Source organism: Pollutimonas subterranea (assembly GCF_002849655.1).
In the GTDB taxonomy this organism is placed as follows: domain Bacteria; phylum Pseudomonadota; class Gammaproteobacteria; order Burkholderiales; family Burkholderiaceae_B; genus Pollutimonas; species Pollutimonas subterranea.
Window position 1 is genome coordinate 128,569 of record NZ_PDNW01000002.1, and the last position, 12,005, is coordinate 140,573.

The window sequence follows — 12,005 nt, forward strand, 5'->3', positions numbered from 1 at the left end:
CATATGGAATCTGCCAACCGCCCCGACTGGGATCCCGTCCTGGTCGACATCGTCGATTATGTCCAGCGCTACGAGATCAAGTCGGAACCGGCCTACGAAACCGCCCGCCTGTGCCTGATCGATACCCTGGGTTGTGGCCTTGAGGCGCTGGAGTATCCCGCCTGCACCAAACTGCTGGGGCCCATCGTTCCTGGCACCATGGTGCCCAACGGCGCCAAAGTGCCGGGCACCCAGTTCCAGCTTGATCCCGTGCAGGCGGCGTTCAACATCGGCGCCATGATCCGCTGGCTGGATTTCAATGACACCTGGCTCGCGGCGGAATGGGGCCATCCGTCGGATAACCTGGGCGGCATCCTGGCCACCGCCGACTGGCTCTCGCGCAACGCCGTTGCCGCGGGCAAGGCGCCGCTGACCATGCGCGCCGTCCTGACCGCCATGATCAAGGCACACGAAATCCAGGGCTGCATTGCACTGGAAAACTCCTTCAACAAGGTAGGCCTGGACCACGTCGTACTGGTCAAAGTGGCCTCCACGGCAGTGGTGTCCCAGTTGCTGGGCCTCACGCACGAGGAAACTCTCAATGCCGTGTCGCTGGCCTGGGTCGATGGCCAGAGCCTGCGCACCTATCGTCATGCGCCCAATACCGGCAGCCGAAAAAGCTGGGCAGCCGGAGATGCCACCAGCCGCGCGGTTCGCCTGGCCCTTATCGCCAGGACCGGTGAAATGGGCTACCCCTCGGCACTGTCGGCGAAAACCTGGGGCTTCTACGACGTGCTGTTCAAAGGCCAGCCATTCAGGTTCCAGCGGCCCTATGGCAGTTATGTCATGGAAAATGTGTTGTTCAAGATTTCCTTTCCGGCCGAATTTCATTCGCAAACGGCCGTGGAATGCGCAATGGCCATCCACCAGAAGCTGAAGGCGGTCGGCAAGTCGGCTAGCGATATCAGGAAAATCACGATTCGTACACATGAAGCATGCATACGCATTATCGACAAGAAGGGTCCACTGAATAACCCGGCCGACCGCGATCATTGCATCCAGTATATGGTGGCTGTCCCTATCCTGTTCGGTCGCCTTACCGCCGGTGACTACGAAGACAACATTGCCACCGATCCGCGTATCGATGCGCTGCGTGCCAAGATCATATGCGTGGAAGACCCTGTCTTCACAAGCGAATACCACGATCCCGATAAACGCTCGATCGCCAATGCATTGACCGTGGAGTTCAACGACGGCAGCATCCTGGATGAAATAGTGTGCGAGTACCCCATCGGGCACAAGCGCCGCCGCAATGAAGGCATACCGTTGCTGGAAGACAAGTTTCGCAGCAAGCTCGCACTCCGTTTCCCTACAAAACAGCAACAGCACATCCTCGATGCGTCGCTGGACCTGAAGAAACTCGAGGCCATGCCGGTGCATGAATACGTGGATCTCTACGTCATCTGAAGCATAAGTGGTACCGTAGGCGGTATCATCCGCCTTCGGCGTTGATCGACCCGCGTTCAGCGGACCAGCGCTCCGACAAGCCGCTTCCATTTCAAATACCTCTAGCCATAGCCCCACCGCCACTATCACTATGTTTCAAACTTTTGTCCTGTACGCCCTACCCTTCAGCTTCACATTACTCGTCGCATGCGCATTGACCTCTCTTGTTTCAGCGCTTGTCCTGCTGCTGTTCAGGCTGAGAAAGACCAACGAGGTCCTGCGCCACCCTTATCTGAAGCATCAGCCCTGGGAGCGCTATCCACTGTCGATACGTGCAGCCATCCTGCTCGATTATTTCCTGCGGCTTGCCTTTCCCAAGAGCACGTTCTGGATTGCGGGCGAGGCCAACCGGCTGCTTCCCCATATCGAGCCGGTAGACGTACCCATTGGGATAAAGTGGCCGATCATAGGCCTATGGGCGGGCTGCTTTATCGGTACCGCCGCCATGCTGGTGATGTGGGCACTGATCCTGCTTACAATGAACTCCTGATCATTCCCTTGTCCAGGAGCAACAATGAGCCGCAGCATCGAAAACAACACCAGCTTGCAACGATTTGAATGGGTAGAAGACGGCATCCTCAGTGTTCTTGATTATCAATTGCAAGACGGCGTCATGATCATTACCCATACCGGTGTACCCGAGGCTGTCGGGGGCCGGGGCATTGCCGCCGACCTTACGAAATATGCCCTGGATACCGTCCGCGGCAATGGGTGGCTGGTGCGCCCGCAGTGCTCCTATGCCGCCGCCTACATAAAACGACACCCCGAGTACGCTGACCTGCTGGCGTGAACTGAACCGTCTTTTTGGCGCCGCCGCCACAAAAGTGTATCTTATGTCTTATATAAGATATAAGACATTTGCTTCCGGCCGCCCTTCCTCCTACAATTAGGGGTAAGCACTATTCCATTCATCATCGAATAAAAGGGCATGCACAATGCTGGATTCATATCGCCAACATGTTGCCGAGCGCGCCGCGTCAGGCATCCCTCCTCTTCCTCTTTCCGCACAGCAAACCGCCGACCTGATCGAGCTGCTCAAGAATCCGCCTGCCGGCGAAGAAGCGTTCCTGGTCGACCTCATCACGCACCGCGTCCCCGCCGGTGTGGATGATGCTGCCAAAGTAAAGGCCTCGTATCTGGCCGCCATTACCCTGGGCAAGGAAGCCTGTCCTCTCATTGATCCCCAGTACGCCACTGAACTGCTGGGCACCATGCTTGGCGGATATAACATCGGTCCCCTGGTCGACCTGCTCGACAACGATATGCTTGCCAGCATCGCCGCCGAAGGCCTGAAGAAAACCCTGCTGGTGTTCGATGCCTTCCACGACGTCAAGGACAAGGCCGACAAAGGCAACAAGCATGCCAGCGCCATCCTTCAAAGCTGGGCCGATGCCGAATGGTTCACCAGCCGCCCCGAAGTCCCACAGAGCCTTACCCTTACGGTGTTCAAGGTAACGGGCGAAACCAATACCGATGACCTGTCTCCGGCACCGGACGCATGGAGCCGCCCTGATATTCCGTTGCATGCCCTGGCCATGCTCAAGAACCCCCGCCCGGGCATCGAGCCTGAACAGCCCGGAAAAATCGGCCCGATCAAATTCATAGAAAGCCTGAAGCAAAAAGGTCACCTTATTGCTTATGTGGGCGACGTGGTCGGTACGGGCTCGTCGCGCAAATCAGCCACCAACTCGGTGCTCTGGCACACCGGCGAGGACATTCCTTTCGTTCCCAACAAGCGCTTTGGCGGCGTTTGCCTGGGCGGAAAGATTGCTCCGATCTTCTACAACACCATGGAAGACGCCGGCGCCTTGCCTATCGAACTCGACGTGACCAATATGAATATGGGCGACGTCATCGAGCTGCGCCCTTACGACGGCGTCGCACTGAAGAACGGCGAAGTCATTGCTGAATTCAAGGTGAAGTCCGATGTATTGTTCGACGAGGCACGCGCCGGGGGCCGCATTCCCCTGATTATCGGCCGCGGCCTGACCGCCAAGGCGCGCGAGGCGCTGGGCTTGCCGGTATCGACGCTGTTCCGCCTGCCCCAGGTTCCTGCCGATACCGGCAAGGGCTTCACGCTGGCCCAGAAAATGGTTGGCCGTGCCTGCGGTCTGCCGGAAGGTCGCGGCATGCGCCCAGGCACCTACTGCGAACCAAAAATGACGTCCGTGGGCAGCCAGGACACCACCGGCCCCATGACGCGCGACGAGCTCAAAGACCTGGCCTGCCTGGGCTTCTCGGCCGACCTGGTTATGCAGTCGTTCTGCCATACCGCCGCCTACCCTAAACCCGTGGACGTGAAAACCCACCACGAACTGCCCGCTTTCATCAGCACACGTGGCGGCATTTCCCTGCGCCCGGGCGATGGCATCATCCACTCGTGGCTGAACCGCATGCTGTTGCCCGATACCGTGGGTACCGGCGGCGATTCACACACGCGCTTCCCGATCGGCATCAGCTTCCCCGCCGGCTCCGGCTTGGTGGCCTTCGCGGCAGCCACGGGCGTCATGCCCCTGGATATGCCCGAGTCGGTACTGGTGCGCTTCAAGGGCACGCTGCGCCCCGGCGTTACCTTGCGCGACCTGGTCAACGCCATCCCGCTGTACGCCATCAAGCAGGGCCTGCTCACGATCGAAACCCAGGGAAAGAAAAACATATTCTCGGGCCGCATCCTGGAAATCGAAGGATTGCCCAACCTCAAGGTTGAACAGGCTTTCGAACTGTCGGATGCCTCGGCAGAGCGCTCGGCCGCCGGCTGCACCGTGCACCTCAGCAAAGAGCCCATCATCGAATACATCAACAGCAACATTACGCTGCTCAAATGGATGATTGCCAACGGCTATGAAGACGAGCGTACGCTAGGCCGCCGCATCAAGGCCATGCAAGCATGGCTGGCCAATCCGCAATTGCTGGCACCCGACGCCGACGCCGAATATGCGGCCGTGATCGAGATCGACCTGGCCGATGTGCACGAGCCCATTGTTGCCTGCCCCAACGACCCTGACGACGTCAAAACACTGTCTGATGTCTCCGGCACGGTGATCGATGAAGTCTTCATCGGCAGCTGCATGACCAATATCGGCCATTTCCGCGCAGCATCCAAGCTGCTGGAAGGAAAACGCGATATGCCGACCAAGCTGTGGGTTGCGCCGCCCACCAAGATGGACCAGAAGCAACTCACGGAAGAAGGCCATTACGGCGTACTGGGCAGCGCCGGCGCGCGCATGGAAATGCCCGGCTGCTCGCTGTGCATGGGCAACCAGGCACAAGTGCGCGAAGGTGCCACCGTCATGTCGACCAGCACGCGCAACTTCCCGAACCGTCTGGGCAAGAACTCCTTTGTCTTCCTGGGTTCTGCCGAACTGGCCGCCATTTGCTCGCGCCTGGGGCGCATTCCCACCAAGGAAGAGTACATGGCCGACATGGGCGTGCTCAGCGAGAATGGCGCTGAAATCTACCGCTACATGAACTTCGACCAGATCGAAGACTTCAAGGAAATCGCCGACTCAGTCAGCGTATAGTCCGGCCTCAGTACCGCTCGCCGAACAAACTCCCGGGGCCCTGGCCCCGGGAGTTTTTTTATCAGGAGAGCGTTACACTAGTCATCTAACCAACTTGTACTGTCTTATGCCCCGTATGCCTGCCGCCCCCCCCTCCCGTTTGACTCGCGACGCGCAACGCCTTGTCACCTTGACGCTTGCCCTGGCACGTTCAGGCAGCCGCCTGGAAGATATCTATTGGGAGAACCTGATTGCCACGCAGTTGAACAAGATGCTGTCCGGCAAGAAGAACAAAACGATTGAAAGCGTTCTTGAACACTTGCTGGCCAGCGACTTGAACGCCTACGAGATCCTTGTCGAACAAGCCGAAACGCTGTCCGAATCAACGACTATCGTGCACCAGGGTATCGAATACGACGCCTTATTATTCTCGGCACCCATCGTGGCCTGGACCCGCTATCAGTTGCCCGAGGGCGATCTTACGGCTGTCCAAAGCGCAACACTGGCCCGCCATCTGCACGAGCATATCGTCGCGGAAGGCGCCAGAATGGCGCTCATACCGGCGTTCGTCAATTTCGACCAAATGCCCCAGTCGTTCCAGGAAACGCACGCATGGACGCAACGCCTGGCCCAACTGGCACTGGGTGTATCCACCGAGCCCTGCATCATCAATACGCCCGAAGAAGCGGAAGGCATGCTGGCCGATGCGCGCTTCGCCGTCGGCGTCATCGTCGTTCCGAAGGGACAGGCAGTATTCCGCTGGCAAGCACCCCAGGACGACGCCATTGCCCTGCGGCAGGCATGCCAGGAAGCCTGGGAGAAAGCCAGCGCCGAAGTTTTCACGCCCATGTTCACTGGTTGCCATATGGAGTTCCTGCAGCCCGACGCGTATTACATGAACAGCCGTGAAGCTGACCGCCGCATACGCCCCCTCGCCTTGAAAGCCGCCGTAACATGGCTGCAAACCGCTGCTCATCTGCCCGGCGAGGACCTGCGCGCAGTCATCACGGGTTGTGGCGCCACCAGCATCGAAGAATACCGCGTCGGGTTCAGCACGCGGCAAAGCAACGAGGTCATCTACGGATGCATCTGGCCGGTACTCAGCAAGGAAGAGGCTGTCGCCGACGACGCGGAAGACGAAACCGTCGACATACCCGATGAGATCGCAGCGTTGCTCAAGGAGCAGGGCGTGGGCGACGTGCGGCGCTTGCCTGGTGTTCATCCCGCCGAGTTCTGCGACGACTGCGGGGCGCCTTATTTCCCCAATGCACAAGGCGAGATGATGCACCCCGAACTTCCTGAAGAGACCGACCTGGCGCCCGTCCACTTTCACTGAATGGGCAGGCTCAGTTTCGACATCTTCTGCCGGGTCGTCGACAACTATGGCGACATCGGCGTGTGCTGGCGTCTGGCCAGGCAATTGGCGCAGGCGCCGCACCAGCATGAAGTCCGGCTCTGGGTGGACGATCTGCACAGCTTCTCCCGGATCGCACCACAGCTTCGTACGCAGGATGGGTCCCAACGTATCGACGATGTGGATATTGTCCATTGGACCGCGCCGGCACCTGTCATGCAGCCCCATGCGGTGGTCATCGAAGCCTTTGCCTGCGATCCTCCGCCCTCCTTCATCGAGGCCATGGCCCGCCACGATAGCTTGTGGATCAACCTCGAGTACTTAAGCGCAGAAAACTGGGTCGAGTCCTGCCACGGGCTGCCGTCCTTGCAGCCCAATGGCCTGCGCAAATATTTTTACTTTCCCGGGTTTACAGCGAAAACAGGCGGCCTGCTGCGCGAGCCCGGCCTGCTGGCGAAGCGGGCTCAATGGCTATCGAACCCGGGACGCCGCCTGGACCTGATGAAATCAGTCAATGTCCCGAACGAGCAGATCCACCGCCTGGAAGAAGGTGCGCTCCTTGCTTTCCTGTTCTGCTATCCCGATGCGCCAGCCCGGGCTTTGCTCGCCGGCCTGAATGAGCAGGATCGTCCTGCCTTGCTCCTTGTGCCCCAAGGCGTCTACCCGTCCCTGGCCGCACACACCAGCGAACATGTGCATCTCCACGAAGTGCCCTTCGTCGACCAGGCGAACTTCGACTTGTTGCTCTGGAGCAGCGATTTGAATTTCGTGCGGGGTGAGGACTCCCTGGTTCGCGCCCTGTGGGCGGGGAAACCGCTGGTCTGGCAGATATATGCCCAGGAAGCCGGCGCGCATATGGATAAACTTCAGGCCTGGCTGGACCAGTCCGGCTACCCGGCGGCGGCGCAAGCGCTGATGCAGCACTGGAACCTGGGCAATGAACGGGAAGTTTCAGCGCATCTATGTGAAGCGCTGAAGCCACAGAATTGGCAGAACTGGCAATCCAGTTGCGCGGATTTCAGTCAAAAACTGGCTGAGTATCCCGATTTGGCCCACTGCCTTGTCGACTTTTGCACGCAAAAGCAGCGATCAGGTTAAAATCTAAGGTTTAGTAAGTCATGCTCCGGCCCGGCAGTGGCATCTGGCGGAGCAATCAAACCCCCGGAGTCTTTGGAATATATGAAAACCGCACAAGAATTGCGCGTTGGGAACGTCGTAAAAGTAGGTAACGACGCACTGGTAGTGCAAAAAACCGAATATAACAAGTCAGGCCGCAACTCGGCTGTCGTCAAGCTTAAGTTCAAGAACTTACTTACCGGATCGGGCAGCGAATCGGTGTCCAAGGCCGACGAAAAATTCGAGGTCGTTCAACTCGAAAACAAAGAATGCACCTATTCGTACTACGCTGATCCCATGTACGTCTTCATGGATGAAGAATACAACCAGCACGAAGTCGAATCGGAAAGCATGGGCGACGCCCTGAACTACCTTGAAGAAGGCATGAAAGTACAGGTCGTGTTCTACGATGGACGGGCCATTTCCGTCGAACTTCCCACGATCGTCGTGCGCGAGATCATGTACACCGAACCTGCCGTCAAAGGCGACACGTCGGGCAAAGTACTGAAGCCTGCCAAGACCAACACCGACATGACCATCAACGTGCCGCTGTTCTGCAATATCGGTGACAAGATCGAAATTGACACACGCACCAACGAATACCGCAGCCGCGTAATGTAATAAGCAAAACCCAGCCGATTCATTCGACTGGGTTTTGGCTACAGCTTGCGTCCCCAAGGCGCAATCCAGAGGCACCAATTTAACGATTGGTGCTTTTTTATTGCAAAGGCCGCAGGCCCTTACTGCAGGCGGTCATCGTCCAGAAATTCCGGTATGGGCATGACTGTGATTCCCTCTTCCGCCAATTCCCGCCGTTCCTCGCGGGTAGCTGTTCCGCGAATGGCACGCTCCTGGGCCTCGCCCTCGTGCATGCGACGGGCTTCTTCGGCGAACCGTACGCCGACGTCTTCGGTATTGCGCAGCATCTGGCGAATATGGCGCATGACTTGAGCCTGCAACTGCGCCATCTGGGCCGCGGCAGGCGCAGCCACCGCAGTGGCGGCCACCCCAGTGGCGGCCACCGCAGAGCCAGGCCCGGCAGCAGGGGCGGACCCCGTGCCCGCAACGGGGTCCGGGCCCTTTGCATGGCCAAGATTCAGGCGCGGTGCCGATAACTTCTTCGAGACGCGGGAACTGCTGCAAATAGGACAGCTCAACAAGCCCCGGGCTTGCTGCGATTCATAATTGTCGACGGACCCGAACCAGCCTTCAAATACATGGCCCTGGTCGCATTGAAGATCAAACACTTTTAATGACATAAGACCAATATGTGGGTGGCGGCGCCAACTACAAGGCGAGGAACCCGCCCAGCATGCGCAACGCTAAAAGACCATTATAGAGAGAGCTGTCGCTACAGGCGGGGAACGGCGGCGAGCAGGCGGCGGGTTTCACTATGCTGTGGCGCGGAAAGAACGGATTCAGTCGTACCGGCTTCGACGATTTTCCCTTGATGCATGATGGCGATACGGTCGGACAGATACTCGACGACGCCAAAATTGTGCGTAATGAACAGGTAGGCAATACCGAACTCTTCCTGTAGCGCACGTAACAGATCGAGAATTTGCGCTTGTACCGATACATCCAGCGCAGAGGTGGGTTCGTCGCATATCAGCACGGAAGGCTCCACGGCGAGCGCGCGGGCGATGGCGATTCGCTGGCGCTGCCCACCCGAGAACTCGTGCGGGTAGCGCTGTGCCGTATTTTGGGGTAGCCCTACCCGGTCCAGCAAGCTGCTGATTTGCGCCTTGCGATCGGCTCTGGATCGATCAGGACGCAAGGCGGCAATGCCTTCATCCAGAATCTCGCCGACCAGCATGCGCGGATCGAGCGAGGCATAGGGATCCTGGAAAACGATCTGTATGGCCTGGCGCAACTGACGCAAGCGTGCACCGCGGGCGGAAAGCAGATCTTCACCCTGCAAGCTGGCGTGGCCGCCGACTGTGGCTTGCTTGTCCAGCAGGCGCAGCAGCGCCTTGGCGGTCGTTGTCTTGCCGCAGCCCGATTCGCCGAGCAGGGCCAGTGTTTCGCCTGCGCGCAAGTCGAACGACACATTCTCGACAATTTTCACGGGCTCAGGATGCCTCCAGAAACTTCCCCTGGCGGAATACGAGACCGAGAGATTCTTTACCGCCAACACGGGGGCATCGCTAAGACCCGCCTTGCTGCGGGTCGCGGCGGCCATGGGCAAGCCGGAGATTTCCGTGGACCGCGAGGCGGCTTCCGATACAGGTACCTGGCTCGCCGACAAGGGCTTGCCGCGCTTGGCAAAAGTGGGGATGGCCGCCAACAACTCACGGGCGTAGGGATGCTTAGGCGCCGAGAAAAAGGAGTCCGCATCCACCGTCTCGACGATACGGCCGCCGCGCATCAGCGCGACATGGTCCGCCACGTTCTTGACCACGGCCAGGTCATGGGTAATAAGCATGATGGCCAAGCCCATTTCTTTCTGGATATCGGCCAGGAGATCGAGGATTTGCGCCTGTACCGTGACGTCCAGTGCGGTGGTGGGCTCGTCGGCAATCAGCAGGCGCGGTTCGGCGGCCAGGGCGATGGCAATCATGATGCGCTGCTTCTGTCCGCCCGAAAACTGGAAGGGATAGTCGTGCAGGCGCTTATCGGCTTCCGGTATGCCGACTCGTGCCAGCCACCAGGCGGCACGCTGCCGGAGCTCCTTGCCGCGGTATGAGGTATGCGCACGCAGTGTCTCGATAAGCTGGTCGCCTATCGTCATGACGGGATTCAGGCTGGTGGACGGCTCCTGGAATATGATGCCGACCTGTCCTCCACGTACACGGCGCATGCCCTGTTCCGTCAGCCCGTTGAGTTCAATGTCGCCCAGGTGGATTTCGCCGGAGACAACACGGCCGGCTTCGGGCAACAGGCGCAGCAAGGCAAGCGCCGTCATACTTTTGCCACACCCGGACTCGCCGACCAGCGCAAAGGTTTCTCCACGCGCTATGGTCAGGGCCAGGGACTTTACCGCGTCCTGCACCCCCGCATCGCTTGATATCTGTACTGACAGGTCGTGAATCGACACTACTGTATCGCCTGCACCGGCGCGCGAATGCCTGTCGCTATGGACAATTTCATTCATGGCGTAGCGTCCTTGAGCGCGTATCGACGTGGCTTATAGCGGCGTGTACGGGGGTCGAACGCATCCTGGACGGCGTCAGCGAAGATGTTGGCCGACAACACCAGCGCCAGCAAAAACATAAAGGCGCCCAGGAGATTCCACCAGATCATGGGGTCGCGTGACATTTCCAGGCGCGACATGTCTATCATCGTACCGAATGAGGGCGTGCTGGGGTCGACCCCTATGCCCAGGTACGACAATATTGCCTCGTAAAGGACCAGGCCGGAGAATTCCAGGACCATGGTGATCAACACGATGTGCATGAGATTGGGAAGCAAGTGGCGCCGCATGATGCGCCAATGGCCCACACCGAATGCACGGGCCGCCTGGACGTATTCGAGTTCGCGCAGCTTCAGCGTTTCAGCACGCAGCAAACGGCACAGTCCAGCCCAACCGGTCAAGCCCAGGATCAAGCAAAGCAGGAACAGGCGGAGGTCCGCGCGGGCCGCGACCGTATCGAACAAACCGGGGTTATTGTCAATATAGACCTGCATCATCAGTACGCACGCGGCAATGAGCAAAACGCCCGGGATGGAAGTAAGCGTCGTGTAAATATACTGAATGACGTCATCGACGCGCCCCTTGAAGTAACCGGCCGCAATACCGAATATAAGCGCCGGGGGCAGCATAGCCACGGTGGTCAGCGTGCCTATCACCAGTGCAGTGCGTATGCTTTTCAGGCATTGCCACAGCACATCGTTGCCCGTGCGATCGGTACCCATTACATGGTAGTCACCACCCAGGCTCAGGGCGACGGCGGCCAGCAAGAGCCCTATCCCGAATGTGATCCACATGGGCCGCCAGGGCACACCGGATTCACCGCGCCACCATATTTGCCAGGCGCGTCCGAAACTGGCTGCACCACGCAGATGAGCCATCGTCAGCAGCAAGGCCGCGATCAGCGATGCGCCCAGGCCAGTGGCGACTCCCCACGCCAAACGCCTGTAGATGTCCTGCAGTCGATCGTCCTCGCTCTGCAAATACTGGCCGGCATGCTTGAGGCGCGGGTATTCACGCGTGGCCTGGCCATTGTCGACGACGGTTTCTTTGGTGAATTGGCGCACTGCCAAGGGCGCGGAATAGGTGTTCTCGCGCTGGGCCAGCTGGGTAAGCGACAACAGGTCATCCAGCGCAGAACGCAGCCGTGGCGAATAGATGGGCGGCGCGTCGGCGACGGCTGGAACCGCGGTACTGACCGGTGGCAGTAAAGGCCGGTAGTGCACGGAGTCGAGAACGCCTACCGACACAAAGCCGGCCAGGACGACCGCCGCGCACATGGCCGATGACGTGCGGGCCACACTGCGCCAGGCCGAGCGCAAGGATGCGCTGCGCCGAACCCGTAACGCATAAAACAGCACGGCAAGAACCATGCAGAACACAAAGATATCGGTCCAGAGGAAGACAAATTTAGGCATGG

10 protein-coding genes are annotated in these 12,005 nt (G+C 59.1%); 7 read left to right on the forward strand and 3 right to left on the reverse strand.

From position 1 onward, the window contains the following. Window positions 1–3 precede the first annotated feature (3 nt). From CR159_RS03115 to efp, 7 genes are all read left to right on the forward strand, one after another. On the forward strand, window positions 4–1,446 hold the full coding sequence (locus CR159_RS03115) for a bifunctional 2-methylcitrate dehydratase/aconitate hydratase (protein WP_102072554.1): 1,443 nt from the start codon (window positions 4–6) through the stop codon (window positions 1,444–1,446). A gap of 130 nt (window positions 1,447–1,576) precedes the next feature. Beyond that, window positions 1,577–1,975: a hypothetical protein gene (locus CR159_RS03120; protein WP_102072555.1), complete on the forward strand. Its 399-nt coding sequence runs from the start codon at window positions 1,577–1,579 to the stop codon at window positions 1,973–1,975. A gap of 24 nt (window positions 1,976–1,999) precedes the next feature. After that, the gene (locus CR159_RS03125; RefSeq protein WP_102072556.1) at window positions 2,000–2,275 is read left to right on the forward strand and encodes a GNAT family N-acetyltransferase; all 276 of its coding nucleotides are present in this window, start codon (window positions 2,000–2,002) and stop codon (window positions 2,273–2,275) included. A 145-nt stretch (window positions 2,276–2,420) separates the two neighbouring features. After that, the gene (gene acnB, locus CR159_RS03130) at window positions 2,421–5,006 is read left to right on the forward strand and encodes a bifunctional aconitate hydratase 2/2-methylisocitrate dehydratase (RefSeq protein ID WP_102072557.1); all 2,586 of its coding nucleotides are present in this window, start codon (window positions 2,421–2,423) and stop codon (window positions 5,004–5,006) included. 115 nt (window positions 5,007–5,121) lie between these two features. Continuing rightward, window positions 5,122–6,321, forward strand: a complete 1,200-nt coding sequence (locus CR159_RS03135) for a DUF2863 family protein (RefSeq protein WP_233208152.1) — start codon at window positions 5,122–5,124, stop codon at window positions 6,319–6,321. Beyond that, window positions 6,322–7,437: an elongation factor P maturation arginine rhamnosyltransferase EarP gene (gene earP, locus CR159_RS03140; RefSeq protein WP_102072559.1), complete on the forward strand. Its 1,116-nt coding sequence runs from the start codon at window positions 6,322–6,324 to the stop codon at window positions 7,435–7,437. 81 nt (window positions 7,438–7,518) lie between these two features. Then, window positions 7,519–8,076 carry an elongation factor P gene (gene efp, locus CR159_RS03145; protein WP_102072560.1) on the forward strand — a complete coding sequence of 186 codons (558 nt, stop codon included), beginning with the start codon at window positions 7,519–7,521 and terminating at the stop codon, window positions 8,074–8,076. A 119-nt stretch (window positions 8,077–8,195) separates the two neighbouring features. Here efp and CR159_RS03150 read toward each other — a convergent pair whose 3' ends face one another. From CR159_RS03150 to CR159_RS03160, 3 genes are all read right to left on the reverse strand, one after another. Continuing rightward, window positions 8,196–8,714 (reverse strand): DUF1178 family protein, encoded by a 519-nt coding sequence (locus tag CR159_RS03150; protein ID WP_102072561.1) that lies wholly within the window; start codon window positions 8,712–8,714, stop codon window positions 8,196–8,198. A gap of 92 nt (window positions 8,715–8,806) precedes the next feature. Continuing rightward, complete coding sequence (locus CR159_RS03155) at window positions 8,807–10,549, reverse strand: ABC transporter ATP-binding protein (protein WP_102072562.1); 1,743 nt, start codon at window positions 10,547–10,549, stop codon at window positions 8,807–8,809. Continuing rightward, window positions 10,546–12,003, reverse strand: a complete 1,458-nt coding sequence (locus CR159_RS03160) for an ABC transporter permease (protein ID WP_102072563.1) — start codon at window positions 12,001–12,003, stop codon at window positions 10,546–10,548. Before CR159_RS03160 ends, CR159_RS03155 begins: the two co-directional genes overlap by 4 nt. Between the last annotated feature and the right edge of the window lie 2 nt (window positions 12,004–12,005).